Here is a 23311-nt window from a genome sequence, read left to right on the forward strand (position 1 = left end):
AGCGACAGGGCGGCGGCAAGACCTGCTGGTCCACCGCCCATTATGGTTACATCATGATATGTCATTGATTGCCCGTTCCTGTCCGCGTGCTTTCATTACTTATGTATCTGCGCCGAACTGGACGGGCTTTCCCGTCCACTGGGCAACGTAGCCGTCAACCGGGCGGCGCGTGGGACCTGCGGCATCGGCCTTGGGGGTACCAACAAACAGGAAGCCCGCCAGTTTATGCGGGGCACGAAAACCCAGTTCCGCCGCGAATTCCGGGTCATACGCCACATCCCCGCTGACCCATACGCCACCAAAGCCCGTGGCGTGCAGGGCATTGAGGATATTCATGGCCGCCGCACCGACCGCCAGTTCCTGTTCCAGCACGGGAATCTTATGCTCGGGACGCAGGTGCATACCCAGCACGATGGTCATGGGCATGGTGGAAAAACGCGACAGACGCTTCTCGATCTTGGCGGGGGCTACGTCCGGGTCCAGCCGCTTCATGCTGGCCACGACGCGCTGCGCCAGTTCAAGACGGGCATCCCCCTGCACGATGGCGTAGCGCCACGGACGCAGCTTGCCGTGATCGGGCGCGCGCATGGCGGTGGACAGAATGCTTTCCAGCACGCCCCCGGCCGGTGCCGGCTCCACCAGAGCATCCGTGGAAAAACGTGACAGAAGAAGATCGAGCGATGCCATGTGGTCGTTCCCTGACTATCTGGCTACCTGCTGACAGTCCGTGTCCTGACGGCAGGCGCGATGACGCGACAACATGCCGCAGAAGGCCGGCCATGCCAATATCCACCCCGCCGGAACGCAGGGGCGCGCAGGCGGATCGGTATGGATTCCGGCTGCATGCTTCTGTAGAAGGGGGTCATGAACACCCCACGCACAGCCACGGTCCACCGCGCCACCAGCGAGACCGACATTACCGTCACCATCAACCTTGATGGTACGGGCAGGACCCGCATCGATACCGGGATCGGCTTTTTCGACCATATGCTTACGGCGCTTGGCCGCCACAGCATGTGCGATCTGGACATTACGGCCAGGGGCGACCTGCATATCGACTACCACCACACGGTGGAAGATACGGGCATCGCGCTGGGCAAGGCTTTCGCGCAGGCGATCGGGGACAAGCGCGGCATCCGCCGTTATGGCAGCGCCACAGTGCCGCTGGACGAAGCCCTGTGCGAAGCGGTGATCGATATTTCCGGCCGTCCCTTCCTTGCATGGTCCGTGACCTTCGGGCGTGACAAGATCGGGGAAATGGATACGGAACTGTTCGAGGAATTTTTCCGCGCCTTCGCCATGAGCGCCCTCGTGACCCTGCATGTCATCCAGCGTGCGGGCCATAACTGCCATCATATTGCCGAAGCCGCCTTCAAGGCGCTGGCCCGCGCCCTGCGTACGGCCAGTGAAGCCGACCCGCGTGCGGGCGGCATCATCCCCTCCACCAAGGGTAGCCTGTGATCTTTTATGCCGCCCTGCTGCCGCCCCGGCGGACCGAAGGCCAGACATCCGAACCGGTCATGGTAGCTAGCCGGCTGTCATGGCTGGTCCTGCTGTGCGGCTGGGTCGGGCTTCTACTGCGGGGCTGCCCGGTCAGTGGGTTGCTGGCGGGTGGGGCAAGCGTTCTGGTCGGCATATTCGCCCCCCTCGGCATCGCCCTGCCCCTGCTGGGCGGTATGCATCTGTTTCTGGCGCTCAGCACGCCCGACCTCCGGCAGTGGGAACTGCGCCTGCGGGGCTACAGGCCCATCCGTGGCGTGTATGCCCCCGACCGCCGGGCCGCCCTGCTGCGCTGGATGGACCGTAATCCGGCCCGCTCCGTTTCCTCCGTAACATGAGGCATCCCATGCCCGCGCCCGTATCCTCCCGCACCCAGTCCATCGTGGTGATCGACTATAATGGTGGCAACCTTGCTTCCGCCGCGCGCGCCCTTGCCCGCGCGGCGCAGGATAGCGGACTTGATGCCGAAGTCACCATAACGGCGGACCCGCAGGCCGTACGCCGGGCTGACCGGATCGTGCTGCCGGGTCAGGGCGCCTTTGCCGACTGCGCAAGCGGGCTTGCCGCGCAGACGGGACTGCGTGACGCCATTGTGGAGGCGACCGATAACGGCGTGCCCTTCCTTGGCATCTGCGTGGGCATGCAGCTTATGGCCGAGCGCGGACGCGAACATGGGGTAACGCCCGGTTTCGGCTGGATCGCCGGTGAAATCCGGCTGATGGACGTGCCGGACCTGCGCCTGCCGCAGATGGGGTGGAACCAGCTTGAATTCACACCCGGCGCCCATCCCCTGACCGAAGGGCTGGCGGCGGACGCACATGGCTATTTCGTCCATTCCTTCGCCCTTGCGGATTACGACCCGACGGACATGGTCGCCACTACCGATTACGGCGGCACGGTTCCCGCCATCGTGGCGCGTGGCAACCGGGCGGGCACGCAGTTCCATGTGGAAAAGAGTCAGGGCGTGGGGCTGCGTATCCTGTCGAACTTCCTCCGCTGGACACCGACGCCGGATGGCACGCCATGACCCGGCGGAACGTGGTGCCTGCCGGTGCCATCCATGCCGAGCGTCTGCAGGACATGCACGAAGATGACCTGCATGCCCTGTGCGATGCCACAAACGCCGCCATACTTGAGGGCGGCGGATTCGGCTGGCTGGCCCCGCCCCCGCGGGAGACTCTGGAGCGTTATTTCCGTGGCGTGCTGCTGGTGCCCGAACGGCAGATATTCGTGGCGCGGCTGGATGACATGATCGTCGGATCGGCCCAGCTTGTCCGCCCGCCACGCAATAATGAAGCGCAGGCCATGAGTGCCACGCTCATGCACTTCTATATAGCGCCCTACGCACGCGGGCTGGGTCTGGGCCATCTGCTTCTGACCGAGGTGGAAAGCTGCGCACGCAGCATGGGCTACCAGATCATCAACCTTGACGTGCGCGAAACCCAGACCGAAGCCCTGCGGCTGTTCCGCCGCTGCGGGTTCCACCACTGGGGCACCCACCCCAGCTATGCGCGCATGGACGGCCGTACCGTCCGTGGCCTGTTCTTCACCAAACGCCTGCAGGATGACGAGCGGATCGTACCCGCCCATCCGCAGGATGCCTCAACCCCCATTCCTGCAGCAGGACATGCCCCCGTGACCGGACACAGCCTGACACTCTACCCCGCCATCGACCTCAAGGACGGCACCTGCGTGCGCCTGCGCCGTGGGGAAATGGATAACGCCACCGTCTATTCCGATGATCCCGGCGCGCAGGCTCTGGCATGGATCCATGCGGGCTGTTCGTGGCTGCATGTGGTTGACCTCAACGGGGCTTTCGCGGGGCGTTCCGCCAATACCGAAGCCATCGAGGCGATCATCGCCAACGCATCCGTTCCGGTGCAGCTTGGTGGTGGCCTGCGCGATCTGGAAAGCATCGGCAAATGGCTCAACGCCGGGATCAGCCGTGTCATTCTGGGCAGCGTCGCCGTCAAGAACCCGGAACTGGTACGCGAAGCCTGCCGTCTTTTCCCCGGCCGGATCGTGGCGGGCATCGACGCCCGCAGCGGACAGGTCGCAACCGAAGGCTGGGCTGAAACATCGGAAATGAAAGCCGTTGAGCTGGGCCTGCGCATGCAGGATGCCGGTGTGGCGGCCGTCATCTTTACCGAAATCAGCCGCGACGGCATGCTGACGGGCATCGATATCGAACAGACGGCGGATATGGCCAATGCCCTGTCCATTCCGGTCATCGCAAGTGGCGGGGTGGGCACGCTTGCGCATCTGGAAGCACTGCGGGCCGCAACCGCGCGTGCGCCCGGAATTGAAGGCGTGATCGTGGGCCGCGCGCTGTATGATGGCCGCATTGATCTGAGCGAAGCCCTGCGGGTTCTGGCCTGATGCTGAAGCTGCGCGTCATCCCCTGTCTGGATGTGAAAAATGGCCGGGTGGTCAAGGGCGTCAATTTTGTCTCGTTACGCGATGCGGGCGACCCGGTGGAACAGGCCGCGGTGTATGACGCGGCGGGCGCGGATGAACTGACCTTTCTTGACATTACGGCCAGTAATGAAAACCGCGATACCATTCTGGATGTGGTCAGCCGCACGGCGGAACGCATCTTCCTGCCGCTGACGGTGGGCGGGGGCGTGCGCACCACGGACGACATGCGTCGCCTGCTACTGGCGGGTGCTGATAAATGCGCCATGAATTCCGCCGCCGTGTCGCGCCCCGAACTGGTCAGTGAGGCCGCGCAGAAATTCGGCAGCCAGTGCGTGGTGGTGGCCATTGACGCGCGCAGCGACGGCCACGGATCATGGGAAGTCTATACCCATGGTGGCCGCACCCCCACCGGGCGGAACGTGATCGACTGGTGCCGGGAAGTGGCCGAACGCGGGGCGGGTGAAATCCTGCTGACCAGCATGGACCGCGACGGTACCGGCAAGGGCTTCGACCTTGACCTGCTGCGCGCGGCCAACGCGGCGGTCCGCATTCCCATCGTGGCCTCCGGCGGCGTTGGGGAACTGGACCATTTTGTCGAAGGCGCGCGAGCGGGCGCCACCGGCCTGCTGGCCGCCAGCGTGTTCCATTTCGGACAGTTCACCATTCCGCAGGTCAAGCAGGCACTTGCCTCCGCCGGTCTGCCGGTTCGCCAGACCACCTGATTCCCTTTTCCCGCCTATCGGAGCATTCCATGGCCAAGCCAGAGAAATCCCGCAAGAACGCCCCGGCCAAGGCCGCAGCCGCGCCGAAGCCCGAAGCCGTCGCCCCGGCATCACCCGATGTGCTGGACCGCCTGTTCGATGTTGTGGAATCCCGCCGGGGCACGGACCCGTCGGTCAGTCATTCCGCGCGACTGCTGGCGCGCGGTCGGCGCAAGATTGCACAGAAATTCGGTGAGGAAGCCGTCGAATGCCTGATCGAAGCCGTCGCGGGCAACCGTGACGAACTGGTCAGCGAAAGTGCGGATGTGCTTTACCACTTGATCGTGATGTGGGTGGATGCAGGCGTGAAATCCGCTGATGTGTGGGCCGAACTGCAACGGCGCGAAGGGGTCAGCGGCGTGGCCGAAAAGGCTTCGCGTCCCCGCGACCCGCTGGCCTGATTTTCACACTGCAACAGGAGAAAAAGCTCATGGCCGTAAGCGGCATCGGTCCCTACGACCCGCAGAACGTGTTTGCCCGTATCCTGCGCGGCGAACTGCCATGCAAGAAGGTGTATGAGGATGAATACGCCCTCGCCTTCCATGACATCGCACCCAAGGCGCCGGTCCACGTTCTGGTCATTCCCAAGGGGGCATATGTCTCCTTTGCCGATTTCAGCCAGAACGCATCTGAAGCTGAAATCACGGGCTTTACCCGCGCACTTGGCACTGTCGCGCGGGACCTGAAGCTGGAAACCCGTGGCTACCGCCTGCTGTCCAACGTGGGCGAGGAAGCGGGACAGGAAGTGCCGCATTTCCATGTCCACCTGTTTGGCGGCAAGGCGCTGGGCGCCATGCTGCCGGGCTGACAGCCGCCTGCCTACAGGGACTGGATTTCAAACAGTTCCCGATAGATTCCCCCATGCCGGGCCATGAGTTCGGCATGGGTTCCATCCTCGCACACCCGTCCCTGACGGAACACGATGATGCGGTCCAGTCCCATGACGGTGGACAGGCGGTGGGCAATGACCAGCACCGTGCGTCCCGCCATAAGGCGTTCCATCGCCTGCTGCACCAGCATTTCGGAATGGGAATCGAGACTTGATGTCGCCTCATCCATGATGACGATCCGCGCCTGACTTAAAAAGGCGCGGGCGATGGCGATGCGCTGGCGTTCCCCACCGGACAGCTTGACCCCGCGTTCGCCCACCATCGTCGCGTAACCGCGCGGCAGGCGGTCGATGAAATCGGCTGCATTGGCCTGACGGGCCGCATGGGCGATTTCCGCAGGCGTGGCGTCTGGCCGACCATAGGCGATGTTTTCGGCAATGGTCCGGTGAAACAGCAGCGGTTCCTGCGGGACGATGGCGATCTGCCCGCGCAGGCTGGCCTGCGTGACAGTGGCGATATCCGTGCCATCGATGGTTATGCACCCCGCCTGCACGTCATACAGCCGCTGCAGCAGCCGGGTCAGCGTGGTCTTGCCCGAACCCGATGGCCCCACAAGGGCAACCTTGCTGCCGGGTGCGATATCAAGATCCAGATCCTCGAATAACGGTCTGGCATGGTGACGTCCGTAGCCAAAGCCTACATGCGTGAAACGGATATGCCCCTGCGTCACCAGCAGCGCACCGGCACCGGGTCTGTCCGCGACCTCCGGCTTCGCATGAAACAGGGCGACGAGTTCCCCCATCTCGTTGACCGAACGCTGCACGACCGAAATCTGCTGTCCGATATCCCGCAGATAGCCCTGTATGACGAACATCATCGTCAGCACATAGGCGACATCACCCGGTCCGGCACGCCCGCGCATCCATAACAGGGCAATACCCGCAATCAGCATCATACGCATGATCAGGGCTGCGAAATTCTGTAAATTGGCGCTGTTGGTGCCCCGTAGCCATGAACGCAGCATGCGCTGGCGCCAGCGGTTCGCAACCCATGCCAGCCGGGCATCCTCACGCACCTCGGCCCCGTATGCCTTGACCACGGCATTGCATGTCACCGCATCGGACAGCGTAGCCCCCATCCGCGTATCCCACATATTGGCCAGCCGGGCGGACGGCGTCACGTAATGCAGGGTCAGCACGACCGACAGCCCGACCAGGACCACGGCCCCGACGGCAAGGACCAGACCCATCAGCATCCAGTGAAAGGCCAGCACCGCAGTCGTAATGCACAGGACCATCATTTCCGGCACCAGCATCAGCAGCAGCGTATCGCCCAGCGTATCGACCGCCCCCAGCCCCCGGGTGATGCGCCGCACGATGGAACCGGCAAAATTGCTGGCGTGCCATTCGCTGGAAAACCGCTGCACGCGCGCAAATGCCTCCGTCACGATGCCGGTCATGACCCTTGATGTCAGGTGCGAGATGGAGACATACGCCATGCGCCGCGCCCCGATACCCAGCAGCCCCAGTAAGGTCAGGCCCGCTACATCCCACGCAACATGATGCAGCGCTGTCCCTTCCGCCGGATGCGACACGTCACTGACCAGCCAGCCCGCCAGCAGCGGCATCGTCACATCCGCAACCGTGGCCCCGCCGATCCCCACCAGCGTCCATGCCAGACAGGCCGGATGCGCGCGCCACCTGCGCCAGACAAAGCCCAGCACATCGGAAAATTCATGTCGTCCGGTTTCCCGGCGGGAGAAGAAAGATATCATTGCCACCATGCCATATCGCAGGGGCTGGAACGACTAGCCGCCGCCCCCGCCGGGTGCAAGGCCGGTAACGGAAATTGAGCCTGTGGCGATTTGCACCTATTACTGCCCCGCCACACAATGTGGCGTGATCCTTCCAGCGAGCCTCCGATGAAAACACCCGCCAGCCGCGCCAGACCTGCCCGCCGTGCCATGACACTGGCGGAAGTGCGCACCTTCATCAGCCAGTTGGCCGCAGCCAATCCAGATGCCGCCAGTGAACTCAATTTCGTGGATGACTATACCCTGCTGGTCGCGGTGGTGCTGTCGGCACAGGCGACGGATGCCTCGGTCAACAGGGCCACAGTCGCCCTGTTCCGCGATGCCCCAAACCCGCAGGCGATGGTGGAACTGGGGGAAGAAAAGGTTGGGCAACATATCCGCACCATCGGGCTGTGGCGGACCAAGGCACATAATGTCGTTGCCCTGTCGCGGCAGTTGCTCGAACGCTTTGACGGTCAGGTGCCCGGTGACCGTGCAGCGCTGGAATCCCTGCCCGGCGTAGGCCGCAAAACGGCGAATGTGGTGATGAATGTCGCGTTCGGGGACAGCACGATGGCGGTCGATACCCATATCTTCCGTATCGGCAACCGCACGGGGCTTGCGCCGGGCACGACCCCGCGGGCGGTGGAAGACCAGCTTGTCCGGCGCATACCCGCCGAAATGCTGCGCCCTGCCCATCACTGGCTGATCCTGCACGGGCGCTATGTATGCAAGGCCCGCAAGCCCGAATGCTGGCGCTGTCCCGCCTATGACCCCTGCCAGTACCGCCTGAAGGATGACCTGCGCGCGGTCGGACCGGGTGGCGCGACGGCAGGCTGAAACAAGGCGCGTGACCTCCGGCCTCTGTTACCGAAGTCCTTAACCTGCCGCGTCCTGCCCGCAACAGACTGCCCATAACCCGAAAAAAAGCCATTGATGGGCCTGCCGGTGCCGCAGCCGGTCTTGCCCCGGCACCTCCATCCTATTCCGCCTGCGCCATTGGCAGGTTCGGCATGCCTGTCCCACCGGGGCGCATCACCCATGGCCGGTCGCCCCGTTCCTGCCTGTCCGCATAGATCGCCAGCCCGTGGGCGCCCCTGTTGTAGATGGCGTAAGCTCCGTTTCGCCAGACATCGAACCGTCCGATCAGCAGCATGCCCGGACACCCCCACATGCCCGACAGGTTCACCAGCACGCCACGCCCCTGACACATCGCCCTGTCCGATCCATGTGCGGCCAGAACCGCCACGATATCACCGCCAGCCCCCTCAAGCCGACACCCACCACTCCGGCAGGACACGCCCCCTGCGCTTCCGTCGGGGGGGAGCAGTCCCGCCGACAGTCCTGTCACACGCTGCCATTCCCGCAGCATGAACGGATCAGGATGCGCGCCCGGACCGGTCAGCAGCCTGCCATCCGATACCAGCGCCGCCATGCGCGCATCGGGGGAGACCATGCCGACAGGCCGCGCCGTCACCCACGGGGAGGCCACGGCCAGCACAATGGGCACGACCCCCATCAGCCGCACCCGCCCGCTCCACAGGCACAGCCAGCACAACCCGGCGAAAAAAACAGCAAGCCAGACAGCATCCATTGCCGGAACCATCACCCGGGCGACGGGCAGGCTGGCGACATGCCGCGCCAGCCATTCCACCACCCCGATGCCGTAGCCCATCGGCACCAGCGCCAGCTTTTCCAGCCCCACGGGCATCAGCATGAACGATGCCAGCCCCCATGGCATGATCCATATCGACATGAGCGGCACGGCCACCAGATTGGCCAGCACGAACCATGGCTGCACGGCACCGAAATGCGCCATGCCGACCGGAAAGCATGCCCCGCCCGCCAGCACGCTGGCTGCAAGCGGATGGGCCAGCCGCGCCATGACCCGCCGCCACCATGACCCGGCCTGTTCCCAGCCCGACAGGAGGGGGCGCAGGGCCTCAAACCCCGCGATCAGCGCCATAACGGCGGCCATGGACATCTGCAGCGGCAGTTCGGCCACATTTTCAGGGTTGAGGCACAATAATACGCCAGCCGCCACCGCAAGGCTGCGCATGGACAACGCCCGCCTGCCCGCCAGTAGCGCACCGATCGCCAGCGTTGCCATGAACAGACTGCGCAGGGCCGGCAGGTGACTGCCGGTGACAAGCACATACCCTGCCCCGGCCAGCAACGCGGACAGCGCCGCGATCTGCCGGCATGGCCAGAACAGGGCCGCCCGCTCCCCAAGCGCCAGCCCCATGCGGGTTACAGCCATCACCAGCCCCATCACGATGGCCAGATGCAGCCCCGCCACCGCCAGCAGATGGGCCAGACCCGCATCAGCAAAAGCCGCGCGCGTGGGGCCATCAATCGCACCGTCCCATCCCACCAGAACCGTAGCCGCGACAGCGCCCGATGGGCCGGGCAGGACCGCACGAATCCGGCGGGCCATGACCTGCCGCAGATGGCTGATCGCACCCTGCACGCCTGCGCGGTCGTGTCCATGCACGCAGCTTACGGGTTCCAGTGCCCGCCCGTACCCCGCCAGCCCGTCAAACCATGCCCGCCGCTGGGCATCATAACCACCGGGTATTGCCGGGAAAGCCGGTGGCGTCAGCAATGCCTGAACCGACACGCGATCACCTGCTTCCACCACGGCAGGATCGTCCGCCCGCAGGCGGAGCAGCAGCCTGCGCCGCAAGGGGGGCATGCCGATATTGATACCGTCCCCGAACCGCGCATCCGCCAGCAGCAGGCGGGTGGCCTGCGTGCCATCGCGCAAGGTCTGCCCTTCCACCCCCACAACGCGGGCGGAGACATGTACAGCCCGGCGCGGCAGATCAGGAAAAGCGGGCTGCATATGCGCCTGCCCCCAAGCCAGCGCAAAGCCTGCCGCGCACGCCCCCAGCACGCCACACCCCATGCGCAGCGGCAGAATCGCGGGCCACAGCAGACGCACGGACAGGCAGGCTGCACCCAGCATCCCTGCCCCCAGCGCCGCCATGCCCGCCGGTTCCCACGGCAGGGCGAAATACAGGGCGATGCCCGCCGCCAGAAATACCGGCAGCCACACGATGAAAGTGCCATGCCGCTGCCAAAGCCATGCGGCGAGTGCCACACGCAGGGCGCGCAATTCAACCATGCGGCGGCCATTCGTGACGGGCATTGGACTGGCGCGGCAGAAGAACCCCCGTAATAATGCGTGGCCGGAATACACACCTTACCGGCGCAAAGGGGGCACACGCCAGACTGCCCCCTGTCAGCAGGCCGAAAACATGCTAAGGAGCCGGCTCATGACTGTCCGTACGCGTTTTGCTCCCAGCCCCACCGGCCTGCTGCATATCGGCAACGCCCGTGCCGCCCTTTTCAATTTCCTCTATGCCCGCCATCACGGCGGCAAATTCCTGCTCCGCGTCGAGGATACCGACCGCGAACGCTCGACCCAGAAAGCGGTCGATGTGCTGTTCGACGGCCTCGCCTGGATGGGCATCGAATCTGATGAAAAGCCGGTTTTCCAGTCCACACGGCAGGCGCGCCATGCCGAAGTGGCGCATGAACTGCTGGAAAAGGGGCTGGCCTATCGCTGCTACTGCACGGCGGATGAACTCAAGGAAATGCGCGAGAAGGCGATGGCCGAGGGCCGTCCCCCGCGTTACAACGGCATGTGGCGCGACCGCGACCCGTCCGAAGCACCAGCCAACACCCCCTATACCGTCCGTATCAAGGCCCCGCGTGAAGGGGAAACCATCATTCATGATCTGGTGCAGGGCGACGTGCGCGTAGCCAATGCGGAAATGGATGACATGATCATCCTGCGCGCCGATGGCACCCCGGTCTACCAGCTTGCCGTGGTGGTCGATGACCATGACATGGACATCACCCATGTCATCCGTGGCGATGACCACCTGACCAACACCTTCCGTCAGGCCATGATCTATCGCGCCATGGGCTGGGACCTGCCGCATTTCGCGCATCTGCCGCTGATCCACGGTCCCGACGGCGCCAAGCTGTCCAAGCGTCACGGCGCGCAGTCGGTGGTGGAATTCCGGGAAATGGGCTACCTGCCCGAAGCCCTGAACAATTACCTGCTGCGTCTTGGCTGGGGCCATGGCGATGCGGAGATCCTGTCGCGGGAAGAACAGATCAGGCTGTTCGACCTTGATGGCGTCGGCCGCTCACCGTCGCGCATGGATTACGCCAAGCTGCTGCACATCAACGGCGTGTGGCTGCGTCAGGCCGATGATGAACGGCTGACCGGTGACGTGATGGAACGCCTTGCGGCGATGGAAGGTGTGGATACATCCGACGCCACGCGCGCCAAGGTGCTCGCACTTATGCCCGGCCTGAAGGAACGTGCGAAGACGCTGGTGGAACTGGCGGACAATGCCGCCTTCCTTGGCCGCTCGCTGCCGCTTTCCTTTGATGCCAAGGCAGAAAAGCAGTTCACCCCTGAAAATCGTGCCATGCTGGGCAGGCTGGCCGAAGCGCTGAAGGCCGCCGAACCGTTCACCAGGGAAACGGTCGACGCGACCCTGCGCCAGTTTGCCGAAACCCATGAAATGAAGCTGGGCAAGGTGGCGCAGCCGCTGCGCGCCGCCGTAACCGGCAGCACCATGTCGCCCGGCATTGACGACACACTGGTCGCGCTGGGGCGGGACGAGGTGCTTGCGCGCATCAATGCGGTCGCCGCCCATGAGTGATCGCAACGCCCATGGCAGCAACGTGTTCCTGACACGCCCGGCGCGTCACCTGCTGGGCGTGCAGGGCATGCATCCCACCCGCATCACCCCCATCCTTGACCTTGCGGAAAACTACACCCTGCTCAACCGGTCGCGCAAAACCCCGCGCGACCTGCTGCGCGGGCGCACGCTCATCAACCTGTTTTTCGAGGACAGCACACGCACGCGCACGTCCTTCGAACTGGCGGGCAAGCGGCTTGGGGCGGATGTGGTGAACATGACGGTTGCCAGTTCCTCGGTCAACAAGGGGGAAACCCTGCTGGACACGGCGGCGACGCTGAACGCCATGCATACCGACCTGCTGGTCGTGCGTCATTCCCAGTCCGGCGCACCCGCCCTGCTGGCGCAGAAGGTTCAGGCCAGTGTGGTCAATGCCGGTGACGGCACGCATGAACATCCCACGCAGGCCCTGCTGGACGCGCTGACCATCCGCCGCCATTTCGGCGTGTTCGAGGGGCTGACCATCGCCATCTGCGGCGATGTCAGCCACAGCCGCGTCGCACGGTCCAACATCCACCTGCTGACCGCCATGGGCTGTCAGGTGCGCGTGGTAGGGCCGCCAACACTGGTGCCCGGTGCGATCGGCGCGCTGGGCGTAAGCATACACCATACGATGGAAGACGGCCTGCGCGGCGTGGACGTGGTCATGATGCTGCGCGTGCAGCGCGAGCGCATGAAAGGCACGCAGGTCCCCAGCGCGCGCGAATATTTCCGCTTCTACGGGCTGGATAACAAGCGCCTCGCGCTGGCGAAGCCACATGCGCTGGTCATGCATCCCGGCCCGATGAACCGGGGCGTGGAAATTGACAGCCGCGTTGCCGATTCCGACCAGAGCGTGATCCGTGAACAGGTGGAAATGGGGGTGGCCGTGCGCATGGCGGTGCTGGACATCCTGTCACGCGGGGGAGACGGCGCATGAAGCCTGTCCTGTTTGAAAACGTCCGCCTGATCGATCCGGCCTCCGGTCTGGATCGGGCGGGACGGCTGCTGGTGCGTGACGGCGTAATCGCGGGCACCGACCTGCCGGGGGCCGAAGGCGCGCCCGATGGGGCCGAAATCATCGACGGGCAGAACCAGCTTGTCCTGTGTCCCGGCCTTGTGGACATGCGCGTGACGATCGGGGAACCCGGCTTTGAATACCGGGAGACCGTGGCCTCCGCCGCGCGGGCAGCCGTATCGGGCGGCATCACCACCATTGCCGTACTGCCCAACACCAGCCCCACCATCGATAATCCGGCCCTTGCCCGCCTGCTGCGCGCACGCGGGGAAGAAACCGGCATGATCGACATCCTGCCCTATGGCGCGCTGACACGGGAATGCGCAGGTAAGGAAATGGCGGAAATCGGCCTTCTGGCCGAAGCCGGGGCCATCGCCTTTACCGATGGGCCGCACGCCATTGCGGACAGCCGTACGATGCGGCAGATGCTGACCTATGCCAAAGGTTTCGGCGCGCTGATTGTCCAGCATCCCGAAGACCCGTCCCTTGCCCGTGGCGGGTGCGCCACCGATGGGGAACTGGCCACACGGCTTGGCCTGCCCGGCATTCCGGCGGCGGCTGAAGCGATCCTGATCGCCCGCGACCTCCGCCTTGCGCGCATGACGGGCGGGCGGCTGCACTTCGGCCATGTCTCCACGGCTGAGGGCCTCGACCTGATCCGGGCGGCCAGGGCCGATGGCGTAAATGTGACCTGCGATACGGCACCGCCCTATTTTGACCTGAACGAAACAGTCATCGGTGACTTCCGCACCTATGCCAAGCTGTCGCCGCCGCTCCGTGCGGAAGCGGATCGCAGGGCGGTATGTGCGGCGCTGGCGGATGGCACGATCGACGCCATCGCATCCGATCACATGCCGTGCGACGCGGATGACAAACGCCAGCCCTTTGCCGTGGCGTCCGCTGGCGGCACGGGACTGTCCACCCTGCTGGCGGTCACGCTGGCGCAGGTGCATGCGGGCAATCTGGGCATGTCTGACGCCATCGGCCTGCTGACCCACCGCCCTGCCCGCCTGCTGCGCAGCGATGCGGGCACGCTGGCTACGGGACAGGCGGCGGATCTGTGCCTGTTCAACCCCGATAGCGGCTGGATCGTGCGGGCGGGCGAACTGCCCGGCAAGGCCCAGAACACCCCCTTCGACGGACGTGCGCTGGAAGGCCGCGTGGTTGGCACGTGGAAAAACGGCCAGCGCGTATTCGGGGCGCAGGCCGCATGATCTACGGCATCCCCACCTATGACCTGCCGCTTATGGCCGGGGTTGCGTTCCTGTCCTACCTGATTGGCAGCATCCCCTTCGGGCTGGTGCTGACCGCGTTGTCCGGTAACGGGGATATCCGCAAGATCGGATCGGGCAATATCGGAGCAACCAACGTATTGCGCACCGGGCGCAAGGGACTGGCGGCGGCCACGCTGGCGCTGGATGGCACCAAGGGGGCATTCGCCGTTTTCTGCGCCTTCGTGCTGTGCCCCTTCCATACGCTGGCCGCGGAATCCGTAGCTGCAATCTGTGTCGTGCTCGGGCACTGCTTTCCGGTATGGCTGAAATTCAAGGGCGGCAAGGGGGTCGCCACCGGGCTGGGCAGCGTGCTGGCGCTGATGCCGGGCGTGGGGCTGTGCTGCTGCGCGCTGTGGCTGATCTTCGCCAAGGTCACGCGCATTTCCTCGGCAGGGGCGATTATCGCCTTCGCGGCGATGCCGCTGCTCATGATCCGGCCGGGACGGGTTGATTTCTCCTCCCCCGCTTATCTGGCAGGCGTGCTGATCGCCCTTGTCATCCTGATCCGCCACCATGCCAATATCAGCCGCCTGTTGCGCGGCACGGAACCAAGGATCGGCCAGAAAACGCCATGACCCCCGCCGATGCCGAAACGGTCCTGGCCTGCCTGCGGCTGGCCCGAACGGATGGCATCGGCCCGGTCAGCTACCGTCGCCTTATCCAGACCCATGGCAGCGCGCAATCCGCGCTGGACATGCTTGAACGGGGTGCCACCCGCATAAGCCGAACGGTGGGCATGCCCTGTCCCCGCGCGGATGCGCTGCATGAAATTGAACGCCTGCATGCCATGGGCGGCCACCTGCTGGTGCATGGCCAGCCGGGCTATCCCCCACTCCTTGCCAGCCTGCACGATGCGCCGCCGGTGCTGAGCGTGCTGGGCGACTGCGCCCTGCTGGCGAGTCGGATGGTCGCCATCGTCGGGGGACGCAACGCATCATCAGGCGGGATGCGCATGGCGGAAAGCCTTGCGGCCCTGCTGGCAGCACAGGGAGTGGACACGGTATCGGGACTGGCGCGGGGAATTGATGCGGCCGCCCATCGCGGGGCGATGACAGCGGGCCGCACGGTCGCAGCCATCGCGGGTGGACTGGACTGTCCTTACCCGCCGGAACATCACACCCTGCAGGATGAAATTGCCCGCACTGGCGCAGTTGTGACCGAAGCGCCGCTGGGCACGGTGCCGCAGGCCCGCCATTTCCCGCGCCGGAACCGGCTTATAGCCGGATTGGGGCTGGGATGCGTGGTCATTGAGGCCGCACCCAGGTCGGGTAGCCTGATTACCGCACGCATGGCGCTGGACTATGACCGGATCATCTTTGCCGTGCCCGGCTCCCCCCTCGACCCGCGCTGCCGGGGCAGCAATGACCTGCTGCGCCAGGGTGCGATCCTGACGGAAAACGAGCGCGACATCCTGCGCGAACTTCCTGAATTCATGGAAGAAAGAAGCCTTTTCCCGCTCCACCCCCAGCCGTCACGGCCACCGTCCGCCCCACCGGCAAGGCAGGGCGCGGCGGCACAGGCAACCCCCGTCCCGCCCACACCGGCGAAGGGAGAAGATATTCACGAAAGAGTGGAGGGATTTCTATCTTTCACGCCATCACCTGTTGACGATCTTGTACGGCGCTGCCAGTTCTCCACAGCAGCGGTCCTGACAGTCCTGTCGGAAATGGAGATTGCAGGCACGATCGAATTCCTTCCGGGGGATATGGTCGTGCGCCGTCCACCCCCGGCCTGACAGCAGGGATTGAAGCAAGGTTTTAGAATCGTGATCCGGAGACAGAATGACTGACGTCGTGGTGGTCGAATCGCCAGCCAAGGCGAAAACGATCAATAAGTATCTGGGCGATCAATTTACGGTTCTTGCCTCGTTCGGGCATGTGCGTGACCTGCCGCCCAAGGATGGAAGCGTGCGCCCCGATGAGGGCTTCGCCATGGTATGGGAAGCCGATGAGCGCGGCAGCCGCCAGATCGCGGCCATTGCCAAGGCCCTGCGTGGTGCGCGCCATCTGTATCTGGCCACTGACCCCGACCGTGAGGGAGAGGCCATTTCGTGGCATGTCCGCGCCATGCTGGAGGAGAAAAACCTCCTCAAGGGCATCGAGGTGCAGCGCGTCACCTTCAATGAAATCACCAAAAGCGCTATCAAGACGGCGATGGCCCATCCGCGTGAACTTGATTTCCCGCTGATCGAAGCCTACCTCGCCCGCCGGGCGCTGGACTATCTGGTCGGCTTCACGCTTTCGCCCGTGCTGTGGCGCAAGCTGCCCGGATCGCGCAGTGCCGGACGTGTGCAGTCCGTCGCCCTGCGCCTGATCTGCGAACGCGAAGCCGAGATCGAGGTTTTCAAACCACGCGAATACTGGTCCGTCATCGCGCGCATGACCACGCCCGCTGGTCTGCCCTTTACCGCGCGGCTGACGCATCTGGACGGCCACAAGCTTGACCAGTTCGACCTGAATGACGAAGCCGGCGCCATGCGCGCCAAGGCCGCCGTCGAGGCTGGCGATTTCAGTGTCGCCAGGGTCGAACGCCGCAAGGTCCGCCGCAATCCGCCCCCGCCCTTCACCACGTCCACCATGCAGCAGGAAGCGTCCCGCAAGCTGGGCATGGGCGCGCAGGTGGCCATGCGCACCGCGCAGCAACTGTATGAAGGTATCGACATCGGCGGCGAGACGGTCGGCCTGATTACCTATATGCGAACCGATGGCGTGCAGATGGCAGGCGAGGCCATTGCAGCCATACGTGGCCATATCGGCCACAGCTTCGGCGATCAGTACGTGCCGGAAAAGGCGCGCATCTATTCCACCAAGGCCAAGAACGCGCAGGAAGCCCACGAAGCCATCCGCCCGACCGACGTGCGCCGCACGCCTGCCGACATGGCGCGCTACCTCTCGCCCGAGCAGCGGAAGCTGTATGAACTGGTCTGGAAGCGTTCGGTCGCCAGCCAGATGCAGTCCGCAGAACTCGATCAGGTCGCGGTGGACATCACGGACCGCCAGCAGCACGCAACCCTGCGCGCCACGGGCTCCATCATCGCGTTCGACGGTTTCCTGCGCCTGTATAGCGAGGGGCGCGACGATTCCCCCGCCAAGACGGACGACGATCAGGACCGCATGCTGCCCGCCATGAGCGAACGCGATGCGATCGGGCGCGGCGAAGTGACGGCCGAACAGCACTTCACCCAGCCGCCGCCGCGTTATTCGGAAGCGTCTCTGGTCAAGAAGATGGAGGAAATCGGCATTGGCCGTCCCTCCACCTACGCCTCGATCCTGACCGTGCTGCGCGACCGTAACTACGTGCAACTGGAAAACCGGCGCTTCATCCCCGAAGACCGGGGGCGGCTTGTCACGGCCTTCCTCACGTCCTTTTTCGAACGCTATGTCGATACGCAGTTCACTGCGGGGCTTGAAGAACAGCTTGATGACATTTCCGGCGGCCGCGCCAACTGGCGCGATGTCATGTCGGCGTTCTGGTCCGATTTCTCCCATGCGGTGGATCAGACCAAGGACCTGAAGATATCCGATGTCATTACGGCGCTCGACGCGGATCTCTCGCCCTATTTCTTCCCCCAGCGCGAAGACGGGCAGGACCCGCGCGTGTGTACGGCATGCAATACCGGCCGTCTGGGGCTGAAGCTGGGCCGTTATGGCGCGTTCATTGGCTGCTCCAACTATCCGACCTGCCAGTACACGCGCAAACTGGTCGCCGACCCCAAGGAAGGGGAAGACGCGGCAACGCTGAAGGACGGCATGCGCGTTCTGGGCACGGCCCCCGGCACGGACGAGGAAATTACCGTCCGTCGCGGGCCGTGGGGGCTGTATGTGCAGCAGGGCGAACCCGACCCGGAGGACAAGAAGGCCAAACCCAAGCGTGCCACCATCCCGCGCGGACTGGATGGGGATACGATCACGCTGGAACAGGCGGCGGGCCTGCTGTCGCTGCCGCGCATTGTCGGCATCCACCCCGAAACCGGCGAATCCATCGAAGCCGGTCTGGGCCGCTTCGGGCCGTATGTGAAAATGGGCGCGGTCTATGGTTCACTGGACAAGGATGATGATGTCCTGACGGTGGGGCTGAACCGCGCGGTCGATGCGCTGGCCAAGAAACTGGCTTCCATCCGCACCATTGGTCCCCACCCCAAGGATGGCGAGCCGGTGCTGGTGCGCAAGGGGCGCTTCGGCCCCTACATCCAGCATGGATCGATCGTGGCGACCGTGCCGCGCGGGCAGGAAATGGATGATGTCACCATGGAGGAAGCCCTGACCCTGCTGAAGGAAAAGGGCAAGCCGCTCAAGGCGAAGGGCAAGAAAACCACCACCCGCAAGCCTGCCGCGCGCAAGACAAAGGCCAGCGCCGAAGATACCGCTGAAGGCAAGGCCGCACCCAAGAAGAAAGCTGCCCCCCGCAAGACAGCGGCCAAACCGGCTGCGCGCAAGACGACGACCCGCAAGAAGGCCAGTACCGAAGGCGAGGCTGGCTGACCATGAAGCGGCAGCGTCCAGCAACTTTCCAGATGCCGGACAGCCTGCCCACGGGCACATCCCCGGCCCGTACGGGCGGCCTGCCGGAACGTGAGCAGCTTCGCGCGTTTATCGAAAACGCGCCGGGCCGGATCGGCAAGCGCGAGATCAGCCGGGAATTCGGCCTTGGTCCCGAACACCGGCAGGCCCTGCGCGCCATGCTGCGGGAAATGGCGCTGGATGGCACGCTTGCCCCGGCCGGTGCGCGGCGGTTCCGTGTATCGGACCGCCTGCCCGAATCCGCCGTGGTGCAGGTCACCGGCACCGATGCCGATGGCGACCCCATCGCGCGGCCCGTGCAATGGGATGGCGACGGACCTTCCCCCACCGTGTTCATGCACCCTGAACTGCGCGGACGCGCGGCCCTCGCCCCCGGTGAACGCGTGGTCGCGCGCCTGCGTCGCGTTGGTCCCGGCCGGTATGAAGGCCGCACCCTGCGTCGCCTGACGGATGCGCCGGTGCAGATCGTGGGCCTGTTCCGCGCCCTTGGGGACACGGACCCGGCAGCAGCGGCCCCCGCGCGCTTTCGCCCCGCAGGCAGGCTGACCCCGGCGGATCGCCGCGCAAGGGCGGAATGGGTCATTCCCATGGGTGAGGATGACGACGCGCCGGATAACGAAATCGTCATCGCCATTCCCCTGCCCCAGTCCGGGCCGGGCCTGCACCCCGCGCGAATCATCCAGCGTCTTGGTCCGCAGGGCGATGCCCGGACCATCAGCATGGTGGCTGTGGCGATGCACGGCATCCCTCACGTCTTCGGGCAGGAAGCACTGGCGCAGGCCAGAGCCGCGCGGGGTGTCTCACCCGATGGTCGCACGGACCTGCGTGACGTGCCGCTTGTCACCATCGATGGCGCGGATGCGCGCGATTTTGATGATGCCATTTATGCCGAACCCGATGGGGATGGCTTCCGCATTACCGTAGCCATCGCGGATGTCGCCTGGTACGTCCGCCCCGGTAGCGCGCTGGACCGGGAAGCGCGTCTGCGCGGCAATTCGGTCTATTTCCCCGACCGGGTCATTCCCATGCTGCCCGAAGAACTGTCCAACGGGTGGTGCTCGCTCCGCCCCGGTGAGGACAGGGGCTGCATCTTCGTCGATATGCACGTCGCAGCCGATGGCTCAGTGTCGGGCGCGCGCTTTGGCCGTGGCATCATGCGCAGCGCCGCACGCCTGACCTATGAACAGGTGCAGGCCGCGCGCGATGGCGCACCCGATACCACGATGCTGTCCCTGCCTGACGGACTGCTCGACAGCCTGTTCGGTGCATGGGAGTGCCTGTCGCGCGCACGGGCACGGCGGGGCACGCTGGATCTGGACATGCCGGAACGGCAGGTTCACCTTGATGACGCGGGTCTGATAGAGTCCATTCACCCGCGCATCCGTCTGGACAGTCACAGGCTGGTCGAGGAATTCATGATCGCGGCCAATGTCGCCGCCGCACGCTTCCTTGAGGGGCGGCATGTCCCCTGCCTGTATCGAATCCATGCGCCCCCTACGCCGGAACGGCTGGAAAGCCTGCGCCGCACGCTGGACATGATGGGCATATCCCTACCACCCGTGGGTGGCCTGCGCGCAGCCGACCTTGACCGCGTCCTGCGCGAAGTCAGCAGCAGCGATCAGGCCCCCCTGGTCAACGAACTCGTGCTGCGTGCGCAGAATCAGGCCGAATACAGCCCGGACCCGATCGGCCATTTTGGCCTTTCGCTGCCCGCGTATGCCCATTTCACCAGCCCCATCCGCCGCTATGCCGACCTGCTGACCCATCGCGCCCTGCTGGTCGCAGCGAAGCTGGAATCGGGCAGCGCACCGGACCATACGGAACTGGAGACAACGGGTCAGGCCATCACGCAGACCGAACGCCGCGCCGCACAGGCCGAACGCGAGACACTGGAACGCTACGCCGCCACATGGCTGCAGGCGCGCGTGGGCACGGTGATGGACGCGCATATATCCGGCCTGTCACGATTCGGCATTTTTACCGTTCTGGATGCAACGGGTACATCCGCCCTGCTGCCCATGTCTGCCCTGCCGGAAGATCAGTGGCATCACGACGAAAAAACGCAGACATTATCGGCACGCGACGCGACCATGGTATTCCGCCCCGGTCAGGCCCTGCGCGTACGGATTGAAGAAGCATGCGCCATCCGGGGAACAGTCCTGCTGGCACTTCCCGACACCCTGCCGCCCCGGCGAAGGCGGCGGCCATGAAACGCCGCCGGTTTCCGGCCATCATCCTACGCCCCGTAAGCATGGGCGGCGAGGCCGCCGTCATATGGCGACGGCGCATGTCCACGCTGGGCCATATCCCGCGTGACACCTTCATCCTGCTGCTTGTCATCGTGCGCCTGACCACCGCCGCCTATGCCGATGATGCGCCCGCTACCCCCCGCACGCCCACGCCAGCCCCCCCGCTGCATGAAGACAGCATGGAACAGCCCGATGGGCCCGGCATGGATCTTGCGGTCCTGTCGTCGGTCATTCAGGCGAGTCTCGCCTTCCTGCAGCCCCGCACGCTGGACAGTCATACGATCCATGACTTCGCCCTGTGGGGACTGAACGGGCTGAGCGCGCTCGACCCCTCCCTCAGCATTGATGAACAGCACGGCTTCCTGCAACTGGTCGCAACGCAGCGGACGGTCATGGCCCTGCCCCTGCCCGCGCCGGATGACCTGCCGGGATGGAGTGCCGCCATCACCCATGTGCTGGATATGGCGTGGCATCATTCCCCCGCCATGCGCGACACGGGGCAGGATGGCGTGCTGCAGGGATTCTTCGATGAACTGTTCAATCATCTGGACCCCTATTCCCGCTATATCGCGCCCGGCGCCGCCGTATCGGACCGCAGCACCCGCACCGGGGGCGAAGCCTCGGCGGGGCTGACGCTGGGACTCGATCATGACGCCATCATCATCACGGCGGTCAACGCCAATGGTCCCGCATGGCCGACAAGTCTGGCGGCGGGGCAGATCGTGCGCGCGATCAACGGGCGACCTACCGCATCACGCAGTCTTGATACTGTCAGTTCATGGCTTAATGGCGCCAACGGCAGCCTTGTTCGCATAACGGTGGAATCAAAAGGACGGCAGACCACGGTTACCCTCCACCGTGCGTCCACCCCGCCCGAAACCGTCTTCGCCTATACCAGCGGCAAGCACGTCATCCTTCACATCACGGCCTTTTCCGCCAACACGGCGGAAGAGATGAGCCAGTATCTGGACGAGGCCATGAACGTGCCGGGCATTTCCGGCCTGATCATAGACCTGCGCGGCAATCGCGGCGGCGTGCTGCAGCAGGCTGTGACCACATCGGCCCTGATGCTCGATCACGGCGTGGCGGCGATAACGCAGGGCCGTGATCCGCAGGCCAACCATGTCTGGGCCGTGCAGGGCGGCGACATGACCAACGGTCTGCCCATTATCGTGATGGTGGATGGCCGGACCGCCAGTGCGGCCGAGATTCTGGCCGCCGCCCTGTCCGACCAGAAGCGTGGCGTGGTGATCGGCAGCGCCACGCTGGGCAAGGGACTGGTCCAGACCATCGGCCAGTTGCCCAATGGGGGCGAACTGTTCGTGACATGGAGTCGCGTGCTGGCCCCGCTGGGCTGGCCGCTGCAGGGGCTGGGCGTGATGCCGCAGGTCTGCACGAGTCTGGGCGAAAGCGAGATGGAACGCCAGCTCCAGAATCTGGCGGAAGGCACGGCAGACAGCCGGGACTGGGTCATGGCCGCGCGCCAGACCCGTTATCCCGTCGATCCTTCGCATATCCTGGGAATCCGCAAGGCCTGCCCCGCCGCCATCGGCACGGACAGCGATCTGGATGCCGCCCATTCCCTGCTGGACAATCCTGTCGAATACCGTGCCGCCCTGTCCACCATACCCGATGAAGGGGGCGTGCCGGCCAGCGGCGGCTGACCGGGCCCATGGGAAACTGTGCTATTCCTGCATGTCTCCCTCTGTCTTTCTGCATTACCGGAGATGCCTGCCCCCATGGAAGAAACCCGACTGAAAACCGGCATCTGGATCAAGGCAATGCTGCGTCAGGCTGGACAAACCGGAAATCCGGGCATGGTCCTGCACCGTGGCGATGACGATGCGGGCAGCGTGCTGATCGTGCTTCTGGGCCGTGAAGGCCGCCTGTGCGTGCTGGCGCCCACCCGCACCCCCGATGGACGCCGGGCATGGTTCCGCGCTACAGGGGAGGCGGCCGTGGATCAGGCCAGCGTCGATGCCTACGTCGCAAGGCAGGTGGACCGGGACCCCGATATCTGGGTTGTGGAATTCGATGCCCCTGATCTGGTGCCGCCGTTTGAAGCAAGGCTGATATGAAAGACCTGATTCCACAGGGTTAAAGTCAGGGAAACCAGTCCGGCGTATGGGTGTGGCATCTCGCACACAGTCAGGCGTGACAGTTGGCTCCAGCCGATCAAAGCGGCGCGTAACGGGGTCACAATGGATTGTCAGGGGTGGTTTCTTTCAGCAAAAGAGTGCTGAAGC

The 23311-nt window shown here is 64.8% G+C and carries 21 protein-coding genes (1 of these 21 only partly in view); 17 read left to right on the top strand and 4 right to left on the bottom strand.

Annotated elements, in window-relative coordinates; genetic code table 11:
• Both ubiM and KSAC_RS07055 read right to left on the bottom strand, forming a co-directional pair.
• A protein-coding gene (gene ubiM, locus KSAC_RS07050; RefSeq protein WP_132304874.1) for a 5-demethoxyubiquinol-8 5-hydroxylase UbiM crosses the window boundary here: on the bottom strand, positions 1-65 show its 5' end (the start). The gene continues 1117 nt to the left of window position 1, outside the view; only the first 65 of its 1182 coding nucleotides appear in the window; it begins with the start codon at positions 63-65; its stop codon lies off the left edge, out of view.
• A gap of 34 nt (positions 66-99) precedes the next feature.
• A complete protein-coding gene (locus tag KSAC_RS07055) occupies positions 100-687 on the bottom strand; it encodes a nitroreductase family protein (RefSeq protein WP_132304876.1) in 588 nt (195 codons plus the stop codon).
• Between the two features lie 177 nt (positions 688-864).
• Here KSAC_RS07055 and hisB point away from each other — a divergent pair, with 177 nt between their 5' ends.
• Genes hisB through KSAC_RS07090 form a run of 7 tightly spaced genes read left to right on the top strand, consistent with a single transcriptional unit; the run spans position 865 to position 5487 of the window.
• On the top strand, positions 865-1461 hold the full coding sequence (gene hisB / locus KSAC_RS07060) for an imidazoleglycerol-phosphate dehydratase HisB (RefSeq protein ID WP_118962855.1): 597 nt from the start codon (positions 865-867) through the stop codon (positions 1459-1461).
• Positions 1458-1838: a hypothetical protein gene (locus tag KSAC_RS07065; protein ID WP_118962854.1), complete on the top strand. Its 381-nt coding sequence runs from the start codon at positions 1458-1460 to the stop codon at positions 1836-1838. Before hisB ends, KSAC_RS07065 begins: the two co-directional genes overlap by 4 nt.
• A gap of 8 nt (positions 1839-1846) precedes the next feature.
• Positions 1847-2527 carry an imidazole glycerol phosphate synthase subunit HisH gene (gene hisH / locus KSAC_RS07070; protein ID WP_132304878.1) on the top strand — a complete coding sequence of 227 codons (681 nt, stop codon included), beginning with the start codon at positions 1847-1849 and terminating at the stop codon, positions 2525-2527.
• Complete coding sequence (gene hisA / locus KSAC_RS07075) at positions 2524-3879, top strand: 1-(5-phosphoribosyl)-5-[(5-phosphoribosylamino)methylideneamino]imidazole-4-carboxamide isomerase (RefSeq protein ID WP_132304880.1); 1356 nt, start codon at positions 2524-2526, stop codon at positions 3877-3879. Before hisH ends, hisA begins: the two co-directional genes overlap by 4 nt.
• Positions 3879-4640, top strand: a complete 762-nt coding sequence (gene hisF / locus KSAC_RS07080; protein ID WP_110547800.1) for an imidazole glycerol phosphate synthase subunit HisF — start codon at positions 3879-3881, stop codon at positions 4638-4640. Before hisA ends, hisF begins: the two co-directional genes overlap by 1 nt.
• A gap of 29 nt (positions 4641-4669) precedes the next feature.
• Positions 4670-5080, top strand: coding sequence for a phosphoribosyl-ATP diphosphatase (locus KSAC_RS07085; RefSeq protein WP_102325637.1), 411 nt, complete (start codon positions 4670-4672; stop codon positions 5078-5080).
• 29 nt (positions 5081-5109) lie between these two features.
• Entirely contained in the window at positions 5110-5487 is a 378-nt protein-coding gene (locus KSAC_RS07090; protein WP_102325636.1) for a histidine triad nucleotide-binding protein, read from the top strand.
• A gap of 11 nt (positions 5488-5498) precedes the next feature.
• Here KSAC_RS07090 and KSAC_RS07095 read toward each other — a convergent pair whose 3' ends face one another.
• Positions 5499-7283, bottom strand: coding sequence for an ABC transporter ATP-binding protein (locus KSAC_RS07095; protein ID WP_132304882.1), 1785 nt, complete (start codon positions 7281-7283; stop codon positions 5499-5501).
• A gap of 147 nt (positions 7284-7430) precedes the next feature.
• On the opposite strand from KSAC_RS07095, the gene nth reads away from it, so the two are divergent.
• Entirely contained in the window at positions 7431-8141 is a 711-nt protein-coding gene (gene nth / locus KSAC_RS07100; protein WP_132304884.1) for an endonuclease III, read from the top strand.
• Positions 8142-8283: 142 nt separating this feature from the next.
• Here the strand turns inward: nth and KSAC_RS07105 are convergent, their stop codons facing one another.
• Positions 8284-10428: a ComEC/Rec2 family competence protein gene (locus KSAC_RS07105; RefSeq protein ID WP_132304886.1), complete on the bottom strand. Its 2145-nt coding sequence runs from the start codon at positions 10426-10428 to the stop codon at positions 8284-8286.
• A 151-nt stretch (positions 10429-10579) separates the two neighbouring features.
• Here KSAC_RS07105 and gltX point away from each other — a divergent pair, with 151 nt between their 5' ends.
• The 9 genes from gltX to KSAC_RS07150 all read left to right on the top strand — a co-directional run bounded on the left by gltX (position 10580) and on the right by KSAC_RS07150 (position 23143).
• The gene (gltX, locus tag KSAC_RS07110) at positions 10580-11986 is read left to right on the top strand and encodes a glutamate--tRNA ligase (protein ID WP_132304889.1); all 1407 of its coding nucleotides are present in this window, start codon (positions 10580-10582) and stop codon (positions 11984-11986) included.
• A complete protein-coding gene (locus KSAC_RS07115; RefSeq protein WP_132304891.1) occupies positions 11979-12944 on the top strand; it encodes an aspartate carbamoyltransferase catalytic subunit in 966 nt (321 codons plus the stop codon). The genes gltX and KSAC_RS07115 overlap by 8 nt, the downstream gene beginning before the upstream one ends.
• A complete protein-coding gene (locus KSAC_RS07120) occupies positions 12941-14236 on the top strand; it encodes a dihydroorotase (protein ID WP_102325633.1) in 1296 nt (431 codons plus the stop codon). The genes KSAC_RS07115 and KSAC_RS07120 overlap by 4 nt, the downstream gene beginning before the upstream one ends.
• Positions 14233-14871: a glycerol-3-phosphate 1-O-acyltransferase PlsY gene (plsY, locus tag KSAC_RS07125; RefSeq protein WP_102325632.1), complete on the top strand. Its 639-nt coding sequence runs from the start codon at positions 14233-14235 to the stop codon at positions 14869-14871. The genes KSAC_RS07120 and plsY overlap by 4 nt, the downstream gene beginning before the upstream one ends.
• Positions 14868-16031 carry a DNA-processing protein DprA gene (dprA, locus tag KSAC_RS07130; protein ID WP_132304893.1) on the top strand — a complete coding sequence of 388 codons (1164 nt, stop codon included), beginning with the start codon at positions 14868-14870 and terminating at the stop codon, positions 16029-16031. The genes plsY and dprA overlap by 4 nt, the downstream gene beginning before the upstream one ends.
• Before the next feature lie 46 nt (positions 16032-16077).
• The gene (gene topA, locus KSAC_RS07135) at positions 16078-18777 is read left to right on the top strand and encodes a type I DNA topoisomerase (RefSeq protein ID WP_102325630.1); all 2700 of its coding nucleotides are present in this window, start codon (positions 16078-16080) and stop codon (positions 18775-18777) included.
• 32 nt (positions 18778-18809) lie between these two features.
• Positions 18810-21026, top strand: a complete 2217-nt coding sequence (locus KSAC_RS07140; protein WP_132306158.1) for a ribonuclease R family protein — start codon at positions 18810-18812, stop codon at positions 21024-21026.
• Positions 21023-22729 carry a S41 family peptidase gene (locus tag KSAC_RS07145; protein WP_132304895.1) on the top strand — a complete coding sequence of 569 codons (1707 nt, stop codon included), beginning with the start codon at positions 21023-21025 and terminating at the stop codon, positions 22727-22729. The genes KSAC_RS07140 and KSAC_RS07145 overlap by 4 nt, the downstream gene beginning before the upstream one ends.
• Before the next feature lie 75 nt (positions 22730-22804).
• On the top strand, positions 22805-23143 hold the full coding sequence (locus KSAC_RS07150; RefSeq protein WP_102325628.1) for a DUF1491 family protein: 339 nt from the start codon (positions 22805-22807) through the stop codon (positions 23141-23143).
• Positions 23144-23311: the final 168 nt, after the last annotated feature.

Source organism: Komagataeibacter saccharivorans (genome assembly GCF_004348195.1).
Taxonomy (GTDB): domain Bacteria; phylum Pseudomonadota; class Alphaproteobacteria; order Acetobacterales; family Acetobacteraceae; genus Komagataeibacter; species Komagataeibacter saccharivorans.

What these genes read in the sequence shown, in the direction of transcription:
- KSAC_RS07055 (WP_132304876.1), bottom strand. Translation starts at nt 687, where the DNA reads ATGGCATCGCTCGATCTTCTTCTGTCACGTTTTTCCACGGATGCTCTG.
- hisB (WP_118962855.1), top strand. Translation starts at nt 865, where the DNA reads ATGAACACCCCACGCACAGCCACGGTCCACCGCGCCACCAGCGAGACC.
- hisH (WP_132304878.1), top strand. Translation starts at nt 1,847, where the DNA reads ATGCCCGCGCCCGTATCCTCCCGCACCCAGTCCATCGTGGTGATCGAC.
- hisA (WP_132304880.1), top strand. Translation starts at nt 2,524, where the DNA reads ATGACCCGGCGGAACGTGGTGCCTGCCGGTGCCATCCATGCCGAGCGT.
- hisF (WP_110547800.1), top strand. Translation starts at nt 3,879, where the DNA reads ATGCTGAAGCTGCGCGTCATCCCCTGTCTGGATGTGAAAAATGGCCGG.
- KSAC_RS07085 (WP_102325637.1), top strand. Translation starts at nt 4,670, where the DNA reads ATGGCCAAGCCAGAGAAATCCCGCAAGAACGCCCCGGCCAAGGCCGCA.
- KSAC_RS07090 (WP_102325636.1), top strand. Translation starts at nt 5,110, where the DNA reads ATGGCCGTAAGCGGCATCGGTCCCTACGACCCGCAGAACGTGTTTGCC.
- KSAC_RS07095 (WP_132304882.1), bottom strand. Translation starts at nt 7,283, where the DNA reads ATGATATCTTTCTTCTCCCGCCGGGAAACCGGACGACATGAATTTTCC.
- nth (WP_132304884.1), top strand. Translation starts at nt 7,431, where the DNA reads ATGAAAACACCCGCCAGCCGCGCCAGACCTGCCCGCCGTGCCATGACA.
- KSAC_RS07105 (WP_132304886.1), bottom strand. Translation starts at nt 10,428, where the DNA reads ATGGTTGAATTGCGCGCCCTGCGTGTGGCACTCGCCGCATGGCTTTGG.
- gltX (WP_132304889.1), top strand. Translation starts at nt 10,580, where the DNA reads ATGACTGTCCGTACGCGTTTTGCTCCCAGCCCCACCGGCCTGCTGCAT.
- KSAC_RS07115 (WP_132304891.1), top strand. Translation starts at nt 11,979, where the DNA reads ATGAGTGATCGCAACGCCCATGGCAGCAACGTGTTCCTGACACGCCCG.
- KSAC_RS07120 (WP_102325633.1), top strand. Translation starts at nt 12,941, where the DNA reads ATGAAGCCTGTCCTGTTTGAAAACGTCCGCCTGATCGATCCGGCCTCC.
- plsY (WP_102325632.1), top strand. Translation starts at nt 14,233, where the DNA reads ATGATCTACGGCATCCCCACCTATGACCTGCCGCTTATGGCCGGGGTT.
- dprA (WP_132304893.1), top strand. Translation starts at nt 14,868, where the DNA reads ATGACCCCCGCCGATGCCGAAACGGTCCTGGCCTGCCTGCGGCTGGCC.
- topA (WP_102325630.1), top strand. Translation starts at nt 16,078, where the DNA reads ATGACTGACGTCGTGGTGGTCGAATCGCCAGCCAAGGCGAAAACGATC.
- KSAC_RS07140 (WP_132306158.1), top strand. Translation starts at nt 18,810, where the DNA reads ATGCCGGACAGCCTGCCCACGGGCACATCCCCGGCCCGTACGGGCGGC.
- KSAC_RS07145 (WP_132304895.1), top strand. Translation starts at nt 21,023, where the DNA reads ATGAAACGCCGCCGGTTTCCGGCCATCATCCTACGCCCCGTAAGCATG.
- KSAC_RS07150 (WP_102325628.1), top strand. Translation starts at nt 22,805, where the DNA reads ATGGAAGAAACCCGACTGAAAACCGGCATCTGGATCAAGGCAATGCTG.